This window comes from Paraburkholderia sp. EB58 (genome assembly GCF_050436665.1).
In the GTDB taxonomy this organism is placed as follows: domain Bacteria; phylum Pseudomonadota; class Gammaproteobacteria; order Burkholderiales; family Burkholderiaceae; genus Paraburkholderia.
Window position 1 is genome coordinate 16,356 of sequence record NZ_JBNDMQ010000029.1, and the last position, 18,061, is coordinate 34,416.

General features: G+C 63.2%; 18 protein-coding genes. 5 read left to right on the plus strand and 13 right to left on the minus strand.

The window, feature by feature from the left end:
• Positions 1-116: 116 nt before the first annotated feature.
• Positions 117-971, plus strand: a complete 855-nt coding sequence (locus tag P3T40_RS32070; protein WP_429271737.1) for a LysR substrate-binding domain-containing protein — start codon at positions 117-119, stop codon at positions 969-971.
• Between the two features lie 81 nt (positions 972-1,052).
• Entirely contained in the window at positions 1,053-2,081 is a 1,029-nt protein-coding gene (locus tag P3T40_RS32075) for a D-alanine--D-alanine ligase (protein WP_429271738.1), read from the plus strand.
• A 2-nt stretch (positions 2,082-2,083) separates the two neighbouring features.
• On the opposite strand, the gene P3T40_RS32080 is transcribed toward P3T40_RS32075, so the two are convergent.
• Positions 2,084-2,749: a hypothetical protein gene (locus tag P3T40_RS32080; protein ID WP_429271739.1), complete on the minus strand. Its 666-nt coding sequence runs from the start codon at positions 2,747-2,749 to the stop codon at positions 2,084-2,086.
• 324 nt (positions 2,750-3,073) lie between these two features.
• Here P3T40_RS32080 and P3T40_RS32085 point away from each other — a divergent pair, with 324 nt between their 5' ends.
• The gene (locus tag P3T40_RS32085) at positions 3,074-3,211 is read left to right on the plus strand and encodes a hypothetical protein (protein WP_429271740.1); all 138 of its coding nucleotides are present in this window, start codon (positions 3,074-3,076) and stop codon (positions 3,209-3,211) included.
• Between the two features lie 149 nt (positions 3,212-3,360).
• On the opposite strand, the gene hutG is transcribed toward P3T40_RS32085, so the two are convergent.
• From hutG to P3T40_RS32140, 11 genes are all read right to left on the minus strand, one after another.
• Positions 3,361-4,173 (minus strand): N-formylglutamate deformylase, encoded by an 813-nt coding sequence (gene hutG / locus P3T40_RS32090; protein WP_429271741.1) that lies wholly within the window; start codon positions 4,171-4,173, stop codon positions 3,361-3,363.
• A gap of 80 nt (positions 4,174-4,253) precedes the next feature.
• Complete coding sequence (locus P3T40_RS32095) at positions 4,254-5,696, minus strand: formimidoylglutamate deiminase (RefSeq protein WP_429271742.1); 1,443 nt, start codon at positions 5,694-5,696, stop codon at positions 4,254-4,256.
• A 91-nt stretch (positions 5,697-5,787) separates the two neighbouring features.
• On the minus strand, positions 5,788-7,023 hold the full coding sequence (gene hutI / locus P3T40_RS32100) for an imidazolonepropionase (RefSeq protein ID WP_429271743.1): 1,236 nt from the start codon (positions 7,021-7,023) through the stop codon (positions 5,788-5,790).
• 130 nt (positions 7,024-7,153) lie between these two features.
• The gene (locus tag P3T40_RS32105; RefSeq protein ID WP_429271744.1) at positions 7,154-7,744 is read right to left on the minus strand and encodes a HutD/Ves family protein; all 591 of its coding nucleotides are present in this window, start codon (positions 7,742-7,744) and stop codon (positions 7,154-7,156) included.
• Between the two features lie 20 nt (positions 7,745-7,764).
• Positions 7,765-9,453, minus strand: a complete 1,689-nt coding sequence (gene hutU, locus P3T40_RS32110) for a urocanate hydratase (protein ID WP_429271745.1) — start codon at positions 9,451-9,453, stop codon at positions 7,765-7,767.
• Positions 9,454-9,518: 65 nt separating this feature from the next.
• Complete coding sequence (gene hutC, locus P3T40_RS32115; protein ID WP_429271746.1) at positions 9,519-10,214, minus strand: histidine utilization repressor; 696 nt, start codon at positions 10,212-10,214, stop codon at positions 9,519-9,521.
• Positions 10,215-10,255: 41 nt separating this feature from the next.
• Positions 10,256-11,779 carry a histidine ammonia-lyase gene (gene hutH, locus P3T40_RS32120; protein ID WP_429271747.1) on the minus strand — a complete coding sequence of 508 codons (1,524 nt, stop codon included), beginning with the start codon at positions 11,777-11,779 and terminating at the stop codon, positions 10,256-10,258.
• Positions 11,780-12,170: 391 nt separating this feature from the next.
• Positions 12,171-12,344: a hypothetical protein gene (locus tag P3T40_RS32125; protein WP_429271748.1), complete on the minus strand. Its 174-nt coding sequence runs from the start codon at positions 12,342-12,344 to the stop codon at positions 12,171-12,173.
• Between the two features lie 118 nt (positions 12,345-12,462).
• Positions 12,463-12,948: a hypothetical protein gene (locus tag P3T40_RS32130; protein WP_429271749.1), complete on the minus strand. Its 486-nt coding sequence runs from the start codon at positions 12,946-12,948 to the stop codon at positions 12,463-12,465.
• A complete protein-coding gene (locus P3T40_RS32135) occupies positions 12,945-13,427 on the minus strand; it encodes a hypothetical protein (protein WP_429271750.1) in 483 nt (160 codons plus the stop codon). The genes P3T40_RS32130 and P3T40_RS32135 overlap by 4 nt, the downstream gene beginning before the upstream one ends.
• Before the next feature lie 767 nt (positions 13,428-14,194).
• Positions 14,195-15,082 carry a LysR substrate-binding domain-containing protein gene (locus tag P3T40_RS32140; protein ID WP_429271751.1) on the minus strand — a complete coding sequence of 296 codons (888 nt, stop codon included), beginning with the start codon at positions 15,080-15,082 and terminating at the stop codon, positions 14,195-14,197.
• Between the two features lie 126 nt (positions 15,083-15,208).
• On the opposite strand from P3T40_RS32140, the gene P3T40_RS32145 reads away from it, so the two are divergent.
• Together P3T40_RS32145 and P3T40_RS32150 are read left to right on the plus strand one after the other, a co-directional pair.
• Entirely contained in the window at positions 15,209-16,114 is a 906-nt protein-coding gene (locus P3T40_RS32145; RefSeq protein WP_429271752.1) for an NAD-dependent epimerase/dehydratase family protein, read from the plus strand.
• Positions 16,115-16,392: 278 nt separating this feature from the next.
• Positions 16,393-16,575: a hypothetical protein gene (locus P3T40_RS32150; RefSeq protein ID WP_429271753.1), complete on the plus strand. Its 183-nt coding sequence runs from the start codon at positions 16,393-16,395 to the stop codon at positions 16,573-16,575.
• Between the two features lie 84 nt (positions 16,576-16,659).
• Here the strand turns inward: P3T40_RS32150 and P3T40_RS32155 are convergent, their stop codons facing one another.
• Entirely contained in the window at positions 16,660-18,021 is a 1,362-nt protein-coding gene (locus P3T40_RS32155; RefSeq protein ID WP_429271754.1) for an APC family permease, read from the minus strand.
• Positions 18,022-18,061: the final 40 nt, after the last annotated feature.

An 18,061-nucleotide genomic window follows, 5' to 3' on the forward strand; every position in this document is an offset into this window, starting at 1 on the left:
GCGGCAAAGGCGGCGGTCGAACCTCGCCCAGCCAGCAACGGAGCCCAGTATGCCGACCGCCCAGCATTCAGACAAACGCGTTATATTGAACGTTTCGATCAGCTTTTCTGATACCTATGAAAGCCTTGGACCTGGACGTGCTGTCGATGGTGGTCGCGATCGCAGATGCCGGCAGTTTCGTACGCGGCGCGACGCTCGTGCACCGTTCGCAGTCCGCCCTCAGCATGCAGATCCGCACGCTGGAAAGCGCGCTCGGCAAGCCCATCTTTGTGCGCGGCCCGCGCAGCGTCACGCCCACCGCCGACGGCCAGATTCTGCTTGCCTACGCGCGCCGCATGCTGGCCCTGCGCGACGAAGCCTGGGCGTCGATGGTGCATCCCGAGGTCAAAGGGCGCGTCGCGATCGGGGTGCCGGACGACTACGCGTCATCGCTGCTGCCGTCGGTGCTGCGCAAGTTTTCGGCGAGCTATCCGAAGGTCGAGATTCAGGTGATCGGCATGCCGAGCAATGCGCTCGCCCCGCTCGTCAGGGACAACAAGATCGATCTCGCCTGCGTGACCCGCATGAAGGGCTTGAGCGGCGATTTCATCCGCTTCGAACCGATGGTGTGGGCGGGCGCCGCCGCCAGCGGCCGCGAGATATGGAAAGAGCGGCCGCTGCCGGTGGCGCTGTTCGGGGTGGGCAGCGTGGCGCGTGCGAATGCCATTCACGCTTTGGAGCTCGCGAAGATCGCCTACCGCACTTCGTACGAAAGCCCGAGTTTGATGGGCCTGTTCAGCATGGTCGAAGCCGGACTCGCCGTCGCCCCGCTCGCGCGCTGCGCCGTGCCCGCCCACCTCGTACAACTGGGGCGCCCGCATGGCTTGCCGGTCTTGCCCGAACTTGAAATCGTGCTGGCCCGCAGCGCCCGCTCGAACCGCCCGCCCTGCGATTTCCTTGCCGAACAGATCCTGACCGAGCTGCGTGTGTGAATAAGTAGAATATTTCGCCGCGACGCGCAGCAGAAAACCCCGCACCCCCGCACAAAACACACGAACAGAAGGTCCGTTGATATGCAAACTAGCCCGCTCAAGATTGCCGTGCTGTTCGGCGGCACCAGCGAGGAACGTGAAGTCTCGATTGCCAGCGGCGCGCAGGTCGTGCTTGCATTACGCGCGGCGGGACATGAAGTACTGGCGATCGATACATCACGCGGACTGCTGAGCGGCGCAGAAGAAGTCCGCTTTCTCAGTTCACGCGTCAATGAAGCGCCGCCCGCCTCCGAGGCCCTTGCGATGATCCGCTCGGGACAATCGAGCGCGCTGCAGGCCGCGACGCTCGCCGGCGTGGATGTCGTGTTCGCCGCCTTGCATGGCGGCAGCGGCGAAGACGGCACCATCCAGGCCATGCTCGATCTCGCGGAACTGCCCTACACCGGCAGCGGGCATCTGGGCAGTGCGCTCGCGATGGACAAGGACGTGGCCAAGCGGCTCTTCGTCACCGCAGGCATTCCCACGGCGCGCTGGCTGATGGCGCCCGTCGCGCTCGAGGCCGCAGGAGAACAACTGGGTTACCCGCTCGTCGTCAAACCGAATAGCCAGGGGTCGACCGTTGGTCTTTCCGTGGTGCGCTCCGCGGACGAGCTTGCAGATGCCATCGCGCTGGCCGGTTCCTACGACAGCGAAGTCATGCTGGAGCAATTCATCGCCGGCCGCGAGATCACGGTCGGCGTGCTCGGTGATGAAGCGTTAGCGGTGGGGGAAATCGTCATCGATCCGGATGCGGTGTTCGATTACAAGGCGAAGTACCAGCCCGGCGCGGTGCATGAAATCTTTCCGGCCGACTTGCCGGAAAACATCGCAGAAGAGGCCCGCGCGCTGGCGCTGCGTGCGCATCGCACCTTGAAGCTGGATGGATACAGCCGCTCAGACTTCCGGCTGGATCGCCACGGGGTGCTGTGGTGCCTGGAAGTCAACACGCTACCCGGCATGACGGCGACAAGCTTGCTGCCGCCGTCGGCGCAGGCGCGCGGCATCGCATTCAGCGAACTTTGCGACCGGATCTGCCGGCTGGCTATCGAGCGGCACAGCAGGCGCAAGTGAACTCACTCGCTTTCGCCCAACCTTACCAGCAGCGCCTGTAGTTTCTCCACATGCCGCATCAGAAGATGACGGTGCTTTTCGATCTGCTCGAGCCGGCCGGTGAGATCGGCAAGGTCCGTGTCCTCCAGGTCAGAGGCGGCGATGACGTCCTCCACCTTGGCGCGCAACACGGCGAGTTCGACCGGCGGACTCGCCAGATGACGCTCGAAGCGGCGCACGTCCTGCACCGCCAGATCGCGGACCTTGCGAAAGTGCGCGTTGCGCCGATGCGTCTCGACGTCGAAGGTCTCCTCCTCGATGCGGCGTGCAGGGCCCGGCTGACCGAAGATGGGTTCTGGCGGACGCAGCACCGATTTCTTGCGCGCCGGATGCGCCGTGCCGCGAAAGCGCGCGAGCGGTGTTTCATTGTCGATCGCCTCGCGGGCGTTCGCGGGAATGTCCTGTTGGTTATGCGGCGTGTTCATCCAGCCGGCCGGCAAGCCGCTGACCGCTTCGACACCGCGCACGAACTCCTCGCTGAATTCACGTTGACCGGACAGCATCAGCTTCAAATAGCTTGCGGAGAACGTCATCATCCGCGCGAGCCGCGTTGCCGCGCCGACCTCCTGGGTCAGCACCACCAGATTTGCCCGCCAGATCGGGAGCAGGGACTCGTCGGAATCTTCCATTGCTGGGTCTTCCATCTTTTCTTGCCCGATTAATTAGTGTGTAACGTCGTGCGCAGGCCTCGCAGCCCATGCACGTCGTTTTCGTCAAAGGGTAGTCGCTTCGCCATGCCGCATGCAACCGGTATGTCCCGGGAAGTGTGACCTAACGTAACTGGCGTAACTAGCGACGGGGACCAGGCAGACCGTCATGCCCTTTCTGTTGACAGGCTGCGCGTGGGTGCGTTCCGGGTCGCTGAATGGCGTCGCGGCATTGTTCAGACGTTTGCGGCACGAATCGTGCTGCCAAAGAGGTTCTGCCACTCCATCCGAACAAAGGAAAATATGATGAAGAAAGCGATCCTTGCCTGCGCCACCGCGCTTGCCTCCCTCTGCGTCATGGTGCCGGCACATGCCGACGACCATCACCATCCGGTGTGCCACAAGGTTCACGTGCACGGACACTGGGAACGACACTGCCATTGAGGTGGCGTAACGAGACCCGATACGGCTGCTAGCGCAGCCTGCCCCGCTGCATGCAGGGGTTCTTAGGTCGGAAGAAAGCATTATTGCAGGAAGACACGCGCGGGGCTCGCAGTTGGAGCCCCACGCGTGTCCATGGTGCGTCGCGCGCGTTACGCCGCGGCCACCCGTTCCAGCGCGGTCTGCACCAGCGTCTTCAGAAGCGGCTCGACCTGCGCCGCGAGCCTTTCGTCATACGCATACGGCATCTGCTCTTCCATATACGTAATCTGCGTCAGTTCGAGCTGCACTGCGTGCACGCCCTCAATCGGCTGACCATACTGACGCGTGATATAGCCGCCCTTAAAGCGGCCATTCGCGATCGCCGTGTAGCGACCGTCCTGCTCGACCACCGCAGCCAGCGCCTCACCCAGTCCCGCCACAGCACTCGCACCGTTCGACGTGCCGAAGTTGAAATCCGGCAGCCGTCCTTCGAAAAAACGCGGTACGTGCGAGCGAATCGAGTGCGCTTCCCACAGCAGCACCTTGCCGTGCTTCGCCTTCAGCGCCGCCAGTTGAGCGGCGAGCGCATCGTGATACGGCTTCCAGTAGGCGTCGCGGCGACGCGCGACCTCGGCCTCGTCGGGCAAATGCCCGTCGAGATAGAGCGGCTCCTTGTCGAACGTGTCGACCGGCAAAAGGCCTGTCGTGTCCTGGCCCGGATAGAGATTCGCGCCGTCAGGCGGGCGATTCAGGTCGATCACGTAGCGAGCATAAGTCGGCATCAGGATCGAGGCGCCGAGGCCGCGCGCAAACCCATACAGGCGGTCGAGGTGCCAGTCGCAATCTTCGGTGCGCTGGGCGAGGGGCGTCATCGTCGCGGCAATATCGTCGGGAATGCGCGTGCCCATGTGGGGAATCGAAATCAGCAGCGGCAGGCTTCCCTCGTGCAGCGAAAAAACCGGTGGGGTGTTCGAAGCAGTCATGTCAGTCCAGAATCAATGAAATCGGGCGTCACATCAGCAGCTTACCTGAGCCTTATGTTTGAGGCGTTGGTTCGAGGCACTCACTTGAGCAATTCGGCGAGCGCTACCCGATATTGCGCGTATGCACGCTCTTCGTCGCGATGTCTGCGATTGTCGACAACCTTCACGCCCCCGGTGTAGACGTCGCGAATCGGCGTCTCGCCATGTTCGCAGAATACGACGCCGGAAAGCCACGCATCCGATGCATGCTCGGCGATGCTCGCATGGTCGGCGTCGAGCACCAGCCAGTCGGCGCGCTGCCCTGCCCTCAGACCACTCACGGCGCGGCCGGTGGCATGCGCACCGCCATCGAGCGCAGCGGCGAACAGGCGGTCGGCGACAAACGGCGCCTCGGCCGAGGCCAGCACATTGCGCTGGCGGCGCGACAGCCGCTGGCCATATTCCAGCAGACGTAGTTCGGCGCGCCAGTCCACGCCGATATGGCTATCCGAGCCGATACCGAACCGCCCCTTCTCGTCGAGATAGGTATGCGCCGGGAATATGCCATCGCCAAGATTGGCTTCGGTCGTCAGGCATAACCCCGCCACTGCGCCGCTCCTGGCGAGCGCGCTGGTTTCATTCGCATCGACATGGGTCGCATGCACCAGACACCAGCGTGCATCGACATGGAAACGATCGAGCAGCCATTGCACCGGCCGCGCGCCTTCCGTCTCGAGACACGCATCGACTTCCGCGGTCTGTTCGGCAATATGGATATGTACCGGCGCACCCGGCAGATCCGTATCGAGACCGTCGAGCAAGGTGCGCAGAGATTGTTCCGAAACCGCACGCAACGAATGCGGCGCTACGCCATAGCGTAGTGCCGCGCTTTCGGGGCGTGCGTCACGCAGCTTGCCTAGCAGGTCGAGCAGGCTCTCGGGCGTATTGATGAAACGCTGCTGATCGGCGCGCGGCGCGCGGGCGCCGAAGCCGCTGTACTGGTAGAGCACCGGCAGCATCGTCATGCCGATGCCGCTCGTCTGCGCCGCATCCACCACCCGCTCGGCCAGTTCAGCCGCGTTGACGTAACGGCTGCCCTCCGGCGTGTGATGCACGTAATGGAACTCGCACACCGAGGTATAGCCAGCCTTCAGCATCTCGATGTACAGCCACTGCGCGACGGCGGCGAGCCCTTGCGGCGAAATCTTCGCGGCGAAGCGGTACATCAGGTCGCGCCAGCTCCAGAAGTTGTCGGTGGCGTTCGCACGATATTCGGTGAGACCCGCCATCGCGCGCTGGAACGCATGCGAATGCAGGTTGGGCATGCCGGGCAAGACAGGGCCGGCTGCGCGGGCAACGCCGGCCATCGGCGCGCCCGTATCGGGCGTGACATACGTAAGCGTGCCGCTGGCGTCCCACTGCAGCAACACGTTGCGACGCCAGCCATCCGGCAGATACGCGTAGTCGGCGAACAGCGCGTGGCTGGTTGCTTCCGTCGATGCCTCGTTCGATGTGGGTGCCGGCGCTCGGTTCAGATCAGTCATCTTCAGACCTTGATGGGGTTCGACTTGGGGTGCAGCACAGCGGTCAATTCCGCGGCTAGCACAGCAGTTAGCGTGGGGCGCAGCGCGGCGTTCAGCGCGGAACGGGCGCCGTAACAGGCCGCGTATAGACCGTCTCACCGGCACGCACCACACGCGCACACAGTGGACGCCCAATCCAGTAGGCCAGCTCAGCGAGCGTATCGACGGACCACACGGCAAAATCCGCCGCGCGGCCAACCGCCAGCGTGCCGTGGCGGTCCGCCTGACCGAGCGCGCGCGCCGCATGCTGCGTCACGCCTTGCAGGACTTCGGGCACGGTCATGCGAAACAGCGTGGTCGCCATGTTCATCATCAGCAGGAGCGACGTGGTGGGCGACGTGCCGGGGTTGCTGTCGGTGGAGATCGCAATGGGCACTTCGTAGCGGCGCAGCAGTTCGAGCGGCGGCAACTGCGTCTCGCGGATGAAGTAGTACGCGCCCGGCAACAGCACGGCGACCGTACCGCTCTCCTTCATCGCGGCCACGCCCGCTTCGTCGAGAAACTCGAGGTGATCCGCGGACAAGGCGCGATGACGCGCAGCAAGCGCCGTCCCGCCGCTATTGGACAACTGCTCCGCATGCATTTTCACCGGCAACTTGTAGCGCTCGGCAGCGGCGAAGACGCGCTCGCTTTGCGCGAGCGAAAAGCCGATGCGTTCGCAGAACACGTCGACTGCGTCGACGAGGCCCTCGTCGGCCAGCGCGGGCAGCATGCGCTCGCAGACTTCGGTGATGTAGTCGTCGGGACGCCCGGCAAACTCGGGTGGCAACGCATGCGCGCCGAGAAAGGTCGTATGGACCGACACCGGATACTGCTCACCGAGACGGCGCGCAACGCGCAGCATCTTGCGTTCGCTCGCCAGATCGAGGCCATAGCCGGATTTGATTTCAATAGCGGTCACGCCTTCGGCAAGCAGCGGTTCAAGCCGTGCTGCGGATTGGCGGAACAAGCTCTCCTCATCGGCGGCGCGCGTCGCGCGCACCGTCGAAACGATACCGCCGCCCTGCCGCGCGATCTCTTCGTAGCTGACACCGGCGAGCCGTTGAGCGAACTCGTCGGCGCGCTGGCCGCCGTACACCAGATGGGTATGGCAATCGACGAGCCCCGGCGTGACCCACGCGCCGCCGAGGTCTTCGCGCGGCCACGCAGCGTAGTCAGCCGGCAATTCGCTGGCCGCACCGAGCCACGCAATCTGGCCGTCGCGCACGGCGATCGCGGCGTCGGCCAGCGTATGTTGGGGATCGCCCTGCGGGCAAAGCTTCAGGTGATGCCAGACGGTTTGCTTCATCGCGTGCTCGTTGCAGCTTGTTGCGGTCCGTGAATGCGAAGTCCGATGCGCGCCCGGACTCGCGGTGTGGGTGTTGCAGTGTGCTCGTACTGCCTGCGGCTCCGCTCTCCGTTCGCGCAGGCCTTTCAGCTCACGCGTAATGCAAGCGAATCGCGAGCAGCGCGCCCTCGCCGCTTATCTTGCACGTCAGGGCCTCGGGTGCCTCGATATGCAGCGTGTCGTCCGCCGCGAGCGTCACCGGTGCAGCATCGCCCAGCATCACTTCGAGCGAACCCGCCGCGCAAAACAGCAGCACGATGTCGGCGGACAGGCTGTGGTGTGGCGTCGTGCTGGCGCCGCCCTCGCTGCGCCATACCTCAAGCTCGCCCGTTGCCGCACCACGCCGCACCATCAGGTTGAAATCGCGCGTCGCCCCATTGACGAGACGCGCGTCGATGGCCGTCTCGCCCGCAAAACGCGCGATGTCGAGCGGTTGCGTCAGCGCGTGCGTCGGTCCTTGCGCTTCATCGAGCAGCATACCCGCGCCCGACAACAACACCAGCGTCCGGTCGATGCCGGCAAAGCGCGAGAACGGCCCCGCTTGCGCGACGTCCGCAATGCTCACGCGCCAGACGAACGCGTCGAGACCCGAACCTGCGGGGAACGCGGCCACCTCACGCGTGACGCCGCCGCCGTTCTTCCACGGCGCCGCCACGAGATCCACGCCACGCAGGAGCGTCACGATAGCGCCCGGCGCCACGATCAACGGCCCAGCATCGGCAGGTTAAGCCCCACCTCACGCGCGGTCTCCTGCGCGAGTTCGTAGCCGGCATCCGCGTGACGCATCACGCCCGTGGCCGGATCGTTGAACAGCACGCGGCCGAGTCGCTTGCTGGCTTCATCCGTACCGTCGGCGACGATCACCACGCCCGAGTGTTGGCTGAAGCCCATACCCACGCCGCCGCCGTGATGCAGCGACACCCATGTTGCGCCGCCCGCCGTGTTCAGCAGCGCGTTGAGCAGCGGCCAATCGCTGACGGCATCCGAGCCATCCTTCATCGATTCGGTTTCGCGGTTCGGGCTGGCTACCGAGCCGGTGTCCAGGTGATCGCGGCCAATCACGATCGGCGCTTTCAATTCGCCGTTCTTCACCATCTCATTGAACGCTTGCCCGAGACGATAACGATCCTTCACGCCCACCCAGCAAATCCGCGCCGGCAGGCCCTGGAACGCAATGCGTTCGCGCGCCATGTCGAGCCAGTTGTGCAGGTGTGCATCGTCGGGGATCAGTTCCTTGACCTTCGCATCGGTCTTGTAGATGTCCTCAGGATCGCCCGACAGCGCGACCCAGCGGAACGGGCCCTTGCCTTCGCAGAACAGCGGGCGGATATACGCCGGCACGAAGCCCGGGAAATCGAAGGCGTTTTCGACGCCCATTTCCAGCGCCATCTGGCGGATGTTGTTGCCGTAGTCGAGCGTCGCCGCACCGCGCTCCTGCAGCGTCAGCATCGCCTTCACCTGTTCGGCCATCGATTGCTTGGCGGGTTTGACGATGCTGTCCGGCGCCGTCTTCATGCGCTCACGCCAGTCTTCCACGCTCCAGCCTTGCGGCAGGTAGCCGTGAATCGGATCGTGTGCGCTGGTCTGATCGGTCACGCAGTCCGGCGTGATGCCGCGCGCGACGCACTCAGCGAACACGTCCGCCGCATTGCCGAGCAGGCCGACCGAGACCGGCTTGCCGGTTTTCTTTGCGTCTTCGACGATCGCCAGCGCTTCGTCGAGCGTCTTCGCTTTGCGGTCGACATAACGGGTCTTCAGACGGAAATCGATGCGCGTCTCGTCGCATTCGACTGCGATCATCGAGAAGCCCGCCATGGTCGCCGCCAGCGGCTGCGCGCCGCCCATGCCGCCGAGACCGCCCGTCAGGATCCAGCGGCCCTTCGGGTCGCCGTTGAAATGCTGGTTCGCCACCGAGAAGAAGGTCTCGTAGGTACCCTGAACAATCCCCTGGCTGCCGATGTAGATCCAGCTGCCCGCCGTCATCTGGCCGTACATCATCAGGCCCTTGCGGTCGAGTTCGTGGAAGTGCTCCCACGTTGCCCAATGCGGCACGAGGTTCGAATTCGCCAGCAGCACGCGCGGCGCGTCGGCATGTGTCTTGAACACGCCAACCGGCTTGCCCGACTGGATCAGCAGTGTTTCGTCGTCGTTGAGATCCTTGAGCGAGGCGAGAATCTGATCGAAGCAATCCCAGTTCCGCGCCGCGCGGCCAATGCCGCCATACACCACGAGCGCATGCGGATGCTCGGCAACTTCGGCATCCAGATTATTCTGGATCATCCGGTACGCGGCTTCCGTGAGCCAGCTCTTGCAGGTCTTTTCCGCACCGCGCGGAGCGCGGATCGTGCGGGTCGGGTCGAGACGTGGGTCGAAGTGCTTGGGGTTGTTCATGGTGGCTCTCGGAGGCTGGAAGGTACTCAGGAATCAGGTCAAAAAACGCAGATCGGATAAGCGAATCAAAAGTGTCCGGTGAAGCGGTAACGGCTGCCGGGATGCCAGAGATTGGCCACCGAAGCAACCAGGCTCTGCGACCACGTGCGTCGATGCAGCACGAGGCACGGTTCAAGTTCGTCCATGGTCAGCAGTTGCCGGGTGTCGGCATCCGCCACGGACGCTTCAATGCGGTATTCGACGCGCTGCAGCGGCGCGACGCGCACCAGATACTGGTTCGGCGTCGTGTTGGTAAAGTCCTGCAACGCATACTCGGGGGCGACCGCCGGGTTGACCCAGCGTTCTTCGAGCTGCACCGGCTCGTCGTTTTCAAAATGCAGCACGCGCGAGTGAAACACCGGACTGCCGGCACTCACCTGCATCTCGTCGGCCAAGGCCTCGTCGGCAATCGCCGCGCCGATATGCAGCACCTTCGCCTGATAGCGATGACCGCGCGCGACGATCTCGTCGGAAATGCTGCGGATCGCCACCAGCGTCGACTCGTACTTCGGCCGTGCGACGAAGGTGCCCGAGCCCTGCACGCGCGTGAGCACCTGCTCGGAAGTGAGCTCGCGCAGCGCACGGTTGACCGTCATGCGCGCTACGTTGAACTCGCGCGCGAGCTCGTTTTCCGAAGGGACCTGGTCGCCCTCACCCCATTCGCCCGCGTGAATGCGGGCGAGGATGAAGTCCTTGATCCCCTGATAGGCCGGTGAGTTCATGCTGCGTTTGCCGTGAGTGCCGTGAATGCGGTTTAGCGTGCTTACAGTTCGGACGGGAACACGTACGGGCTGTGCGCGGCGATCGTGCCGTTCTGCACGAGATGCGTGATCGCGGCGATGTCCGGCGCGAAGTAGTGATCCAGTTCGTAATGCGCGACTTCCTTGCGCACCGTCTTCATCACATGCTGCAGGCTCGGGCTGGTCTGGTGCGGCGCGCGCAGATCGACGCCTTGCGCGGCGGCGAGCAGTTCGATCGACAGGATGTTGGCGGTGTTCTCGGCGATATCGCCGAGCTTGCGCGCCGCAAACGTCGCCATCGACACGTGGTCTTCCTGATTCGCGGAGGTGGGCAGCGAATCGACCGACGCCGGATGCGCGAGCGTCTTGTTCTCCGACGCGAGCGCAGCAGCCGTGACGTGCGCGATCATGAAGCCGGAGTTCACACCGCCATCGCGGACGAGGAACGGCGGCAGACCGGACAGCGTCGAATCGATCAGCAGTGCGATGCGGCGCTCGGCCAGCGCACCGATTTCGGCCGCGGCCAGCGCGAGATTGTCCGCAGCAAACGCCACCGGTTCAGCGTGGAAGTTACCGCCCGACAGCACTTCGCCGGTGTCCGGGAAAATCAGCGGGTTGTCCGACACGGCGTTGGCTTCGATCAGCAGCACGTCGGCCGAATGGCGCATCTGGTCGAGGCAGGCGCCCATCACCTGCGGCTGGCAGCGCAGGCTGTACGGGTCTTGCACCTTGCCGCAATCGCGGTGCGACAGATTGATAGCCGAGCCGTCGAGGAGCGAGCGGTATGCCGCCGCTGCGTCGATCTGGCCTTGATGGCCGCGCAGGTCATGGATGCGATGGTCGAACGGCTTCACCGAACCGGCCGCCGCGTCCACCGACAACGCGCCCGCCACCAGTGCGGTGCGGTACAGGTCTTCGATCGCGAACATGTTGTAGAGCGCGAGAGCGGTCGAGGCTTGCGTGCCGTTCAGGAGCGCCAGACCTTCCTTGGCCTGCAGCGTAAGCGGCTTCAGGCCGGCGAGGCGCAAACCTTCGGTTGCGGCCATGCGCTCGCCCTTGACGATCACATCGCCAACGCCGAGCAGCGCCGCCGACATATGCGCGAGCGGCGCGAGGTCGCCCGACGCGCCCACCGAACCCTTGACCGGAATCACCGGCAGCACGTCGGCGTTGAACAGCGTGATCAGCGCCTCCATCACTTCGCGGCGGATACCCGAATGACCGCGGCCGAGGCTCGACAGCTTGAGCGCCATCAGGAGACGCACGACCGGACGCGACATCGGCTCACCCACGCCGACAGCATGCGAAAGCACCAGATTGCGCTGCAGCAGTTCGAGCTGGTCATGCGGAATGTGCGTGCTGGCGAGACGCCCGAAACCCGTGTTGATGCCGTATGCGGGCTCGCCCTTCGCGGCGATGTCCGCGACGGCCTTCGCGCAGGCGTCGATGGCGGCAAAGCTGGCGGGATCGAGTTGCAGCGTGACCTGTTCACGAGCGATCTGGCGCAGTTGCGGGAGAGTCAGGTGGCCGGGCTTGAGAATCATCATGGAGGAGAGTCCTGTCTATACAATTTGAGAGAAGTCTAGCGGCGTCAGCTTGTATATACAACTTATTTTTAATGGTTTGGCGTTAGGGGTTTCCATTAGGGCCTAATGCATAACTGGCATGGTTATCGCAGAGATTCCCGAGGGCGATGCGCGGCTATGCGCCAAGTGCGGGCAAGCGCCCTATGGCGTCAATTCGCAATCACTTGTATATACACGTTTGATGCGTCGGGTGGCAAGCGGACAAAATGAGATGCGCGCGACCTGTAGCGGGCGGGGGAGAGCCGGAGGTCCGCCACCGGTTTTGGCACTTGACATGTCAATCGAGGGTGCGCACGAAAAGACGCTCGCCATGTGCGAGGTTATTGCCGCCGGTGAACATGGCGTGCCTGCCTTATTCGCCAGCAGTGGGCGTGACAGAGAGCGAATCGAATTCGATAGCGAGTTCGGCCCTCAGGCTGGAATACATGAATGCGACCTGAGACGCCTTGCGTTCCGAGAGTCGCTCTCCCTTGTTCAGAGTGGCAATTACCGAGTCGTAGTTCTTATTCGACGCATATTCAGTCATTTCGCTACCGGGGAAGCATTGAAACAGGCGCACCCTCTCGCAACTGGTGGGCCGAACTGGCCAATAGCGTGTGCTTTCCTAGCTCTTGTCGCCATAGTTGACCGGTACAGGTGGCGCATCAGGTAAGGGAAGGAGGATCGACTACCCCGCCTTCGATCACGAAGTGGTTGGCATCGACGCCCGGCGCGAAAAATCGCCAGTCCTCGTTATCAGGTACGCCGTCTGGCGTGATCACGAGGTGCAGGCCCGCAGACATCGAAATACAGAGAGCCCCGGATTCGCTTCCCGCCACGCTTTCCACGGTCGTTACGCGTGACCTCACCAGCGATTCTTCGAGCCGCTCCGTCGCGAGGCTCGCCTTTTCGTCAGGACCATAAAGATCGTCCTGTGTCGCAACGACCACGCCGGGCTGCTCAATTTGCCAGTGGCATTGAACGTGCAACGCCCACAGGCCCACTCGCTTCATCGTTCCTTTGCGGGTCACGGTTTCCCGCAAGGGACCGAATTGAACCGTAAGCATATCTGCGGCGTGATTTATGGCGCTCACATCGAGCCCAGCGAGCACGGAAAGGCGCGTGTCGATCAATTCCTTGGTGTTCGTCATTCGCTGGCTCCGAACATATCTTGTGCGCGTTCCGTGATTTCATGATAGCCAAGACCTTCCCCGCTTATTTCGTCGTGGAGTTGGCGTGCCTGACGTTGGTCCAGTCCCATCGCTTTAACCACTGCCTTGAATTGCTTGTTTTGCGCCTGATTGTTTCCCGGCGTACCCTCGCCCCCTGCCAGTTGCTCAACGTCACCGGCCGGCGCATCCTCGCCATATTCGAACGACTGCGCACCGCCCAGCGGCGATGAAGTTTCGCCACGATCGTCAGCCACCTCGTCGCCGCCCTCGGCAGTTCCATCCTCGGCAGTTCCATCCGCGCCAGAGTCAATGCCGCGCGCGGCAGCGGCCACCGTTTCAAGCACGCTTAGCAGGTCGCCGCCGTCAATTGCCGTCATCGCGCGACGCGCAGCGATGAGTTGCGCTTCCCGCGTGGCGGGGTCATACGGCCCAGACAGGACCGGCTCGCCGTCGAACATTAACGGGCCCGGGCCGGCATTCGCGAAGGCGGACCACTTCTGACTACCTCCGCCCCATCCATCTCCGCTTGACGGCCACCGCAACGGCGCGGGCGTTGGGCGAGACACCCGGCCCAAGCACCCGTAGTCGCGATTGACAACGGGCACCAACCTACCGCATGCGACGGCCCGCCTGAGCATGCGCTCAACCCCCACGTTGTCGATGGGTAGATCCCAGTGGACCACATTCAGGGCGTCGGTCAGAAACGACTGAATCTCGCGTAGCTCGGCTCCTCCGCTCACGGTCCTCAAGTCGCCGCATGGCCGAAAGGACCGGTCAAAATCTTGCCGGTCTTCCTCGAGCTGCCTTATTTCGTCATCGTCCCGCATGAACCGGACGGTGTCTCCTGACGGACTGAGATATTGACCGGCCGGCACCAGCGTACATTGCCAACTGCTCCCGAGCGGGACCGAAAGCGTGTTCCATTGCGACATGGGCAAATCTACCTCGCTCGTTGCGACAGGAAATTCGTGATGGCGTAAACGTAGCAGATGGCTGGGTGCCTATGTTTTTGGGATATTCACCGTCTCTCTTTCGGGCGGAAAATTCGCTCGTTACGTTTCTTCCCTTGCACATACCCTCGGTGAAGAAGTTCGCCAGCCGGACACGCAGTACCGGATTTTTCCTGCTTGTCTAAGCGGCCGGATTGGCCGGTTGCCGGTCACGGCAACGGTTGGGCCGTCGCGAACAACTAGCAGGCAACCGGCTAGACGCCGCAGAAGCGCCACTAAAGCTGCAACCGCGGCCCAATAAAATCCAGAAACGCCTGCACCCGGCCCGCAAGCGACGCGCTCTGATAAAACACCGCACTGATCGGTTGCCGGTCATCAACCAGCACGTCTTCGAGCATCCGCACGAGCCGGCCGTCGCGGACGTCCGCGAGCGTCATGAAGTCGGACAGGCAGGCGATGCCGCTGTCCGCAACGGCTAACTGACGTATGGTCTCGCCGCTCGACGCCGTCATGGATGGCGCAATCTTCAGCGCGGCGCGCTCGCCCTCGCGCAGCGGCCAACGGTTCAAGTGTTCGGGTGCCGTAAAGCCGATCAGACGATGCGCACGCAACGCCTCGACCGAATCCGGCGTGCCGTTCTCCGCCAGATAGCCCGGACTCGCGACGATGCGCCGCTTGCTGCTGCCTAGCGAGCGCGCGTGCAGCGTCGAATCCTGCAGCACGCCGATCCGGATCGCGATGTCCACCGTCTGTTCGAGCAGGTCGACGATCCGTTCATTGCTGGTCAGCTCCAGCTGGATCTCGGGATACAGCGCGGAAAACGCCTTCATATGCGGCGCGATGCAATGGAGCATGAAGGGCGAGGCCGCATCCACACGCAGACGCCCACTTGGCCGTTCGCGCCGCCGGGCAACGGACTGCTCGGCCTCTTCCATGGCGTCGAGAATCGCCCGTGCCCGGCCAAGGAACAGCACACCCTCTTCCGTGAGTTGCAGCCGGCGCGTCGTGCGGCGAATCAAGGTGGTGTCGAGCTTCTTTTCAAGCCGTGTCAGGGCACGGCTCACGCCCGACACCGTCTGTTGCAGCATTTCGGCGGCGGCCGTGATCGAGCCGCTGTCGATCACGGTTACGAAAACCAGCAACTCGTCGGTGGAAGTCTTCATTGTTGATTTAAAATCAAGATTGATTTGAGACTAACACGCTTTTTGCCAGAATCAAGACGGCGGATACTGGCTTCATTCCAGCGGGTATTCAACGCTTCCCGCTATCCCAGCCACAAGGAGAACGTCTTGAACATTTTCATCACCGGTGCCAGCGGTTTTATCGGCGGTTCGATTGCCGCGGGTCTCGTGCGCGCCGGCCACCACGTGCGCGGCCTGATCCGCAACCCTGAACACGCCGCTGAACTGCAGCGCCTCGGCATTGAACCAGTCATCGGCACGCTCGACGATCGCGCGCTGCTGATTGCCGAAGCGCGGGCCGCGGACGCCGTCATCAACGCAGCCAGCAGCGATCATCGTGCGGCCGTGGAAGCGTTGATCGAAGGGCTCGCCGGCTCCGGCAAGCCGTTTCTGCATACGAGCGGTTCGAGCATCGTCGGCGACGCGTCGGGTGGAGAAGCCGGGGCGGCCGCCATTTTTCACGAAGATGCCTTGCCCGAACCGACCGCCGACAAAGCGGCCCGCGTCCGCATCGACCGTCTGGTGCTCGAGTCGGCGCAGCAGAATATCCGCTCAGCAGTGCTATGCAATACGCTGATCTACGGTCACGGTGCCGTCGCCGGCAGCGCCAGCGTGCAATTGCCGCGTCTCGTGCGCCAGGCGCAGAAAAGCGGCATCGTGCGGCATGTGGGACGCGGCGGCAACACCTGGTCGAACGTGCATATCGACGATGTCGTCGAGCTGTATCACCTCGCGCTGGAAAAGACGCCAGCCGGCGGCACATTCTACTTCGTCGAGAGCGGCGAGGCGTCGTTTCGCGACATGAGCGCCGCCATCGCCCGCGCGATGAAATTGGGCCCGGCGCAAGACTGGCCGCTAAAAGACGCCGAGCAGGAATGGGGTTACGAAATGGCCAACTACGGGCTTGGCTCGAATAGCCGGGTGCGCGGCGAACGAGCGCGTAAGCTGCTCGGTTGGCAACCGAAGCGGACCTCGGTGGTCGACTGGATCGAGCACGAGATGATGCCCCGCTAAGGGATTTCCTTAGAGGCGTAACCCAAGGGGTGGTCCTTCGGGGAATCCCTAAGAGGTCCGGGGGAGCCTGGAGGGTCTGCTTCGGGCAGGGGAAGCCTCAGGAGGGCTCCAGCGCCTCCCCCAAGGGGCCTTGCTTCGAAGCCCCAAGTGGGCTTCCGAAGCAGCGTAATCCGTGTAAGCGATCCTGTTGCGAATCCGTAAGCTCAACTCGCTAGAATCCTGCCGAATTAATGGGCCGATTCGAAATAGCGAGTCGCCCACTGAGCCCGGATTCCTCGATGAGCCTCGCGCTAAATTTCGATTGGCTGACCAACCTGATGGCGATCCTGTTCATCGTCGCGTGTCTCTATGACGCGCGCTACGACGAATACGGCACCTTGACCATCGCCGCGGCGGCGATGGGACTCGTCGTCATGGCGATCGAACTGTTCCTCAGGCCGGCCTTCGAAATGGCCCTGTAGCAAACAGAACGGCGCTGCCCACTGAATCGGCAGCGCCGCCAGGCCCCCCGGCATGTCGACTCACACACCGGCTCGCCTCGCTCCTTACAAGACCACCGCCACTTCCGGCGGCGCCCGGCGGAAGCCCCGCGTGAGCCAGCCAAGATAGACCAGCCCCAGCACGAACCAGATCGCGCCCAGCACCAGCGCCGTCTTCTCGAGGCTCACCAGCAACCACAGATCCGCAACCGCACCCAGTATCGGGAACAGCAGGCCGCCGAGCACACCCATGGTTTGCGCGCTTCCCTTTGCAAGGAAATACTGGCGCACGACACACAGATTGACCGCGGTGAACGCGAGAAACGCGCCAAAGTTGATGAACGACGTAGAGGTCGCGACATCGAGCTTCAAGGCAATCAGACCCACTGCACCGGCAATCGCGATGTTGATCGCCGGCGTCTTGAACTTCGGATGGATGAAACCGAAGATGCGCTTGGGCAGCACTTCATCACGGCCCATCGCATACAGCAAACGCCCAACGCTTGCCTGAGCCGAAATGCCCGAGGCGAATTGCGCGAGAATCAGGCCGGCCAGAAACACCGTCACGAAGATATCGCCACCCACCTTGCGCGCCACTTCGAACGCTGCGGAATCCGGATCCTTGAACACTGCGCCCGGATGTGCAAGCTGCACCGTATAGGCAGCAATCACGAAGATCGCCCCGCCGATCAGCGCAATCAGCACGATCGCACGCGGCATGGTCTTCTCCGGTGCAATGGTTTCTTCGGTCAGCGTCGAGACTGCATCGAAGCCGAGATACGAATACGCGGCAATCGCGGCGCCCGCCATCGTCGCGGAGAACGGCACATGCGGCTTGAAGAACGGCTCGGCGGAGATCAGCCCGCCCGGCCCCATTGCCGCGGTCACATAGTGACAGCACAGGATGACGAACAATGCGACGATGGCCAGTTGCACGACCATCAGCACGATATTGAAGCGGTTCGCCAGCTCGATGCCGAGGATATTCAGCCCACTCGTCAGCACGATGAAGGCGACGATCCAGATCCAGCTCGGGACCTGCGGAAACGCCGCGCTCAGATAGGCCGCACCGATCAGCCAGATCACCATCGGCAGGAAGAAATAATCGAGCAGCGTCGCCCAGCCGATCATGAAGCCCAGATGCGCACTGAAGGTCTTGCGCGTGTACGTATAGGCCGACCCTGCTACCGGGAAAAGCCGTGCGAGCTTGCCGTAGCTCAACGCAGTGAACACGATCGCGATCAACGCGATCAGATAGGCGAGCGCCGCCGTATCGTCGCTCGCGCTAGCGAGCACGCCATAGGTGCCGTAGACGATCAACGGCGCCATGTAGGCAAGGCCGAACAGCAGCACCGACGGCAGGCCGAGTGTGCGTTTGAGATGCGTGGTTTGCGTGCCCGCGGGTTCGGCGGGGGATGAGGTCGTCATGCTTTGTCTCCGGTCTCATGCAACGTTGTTGCTAACTCGC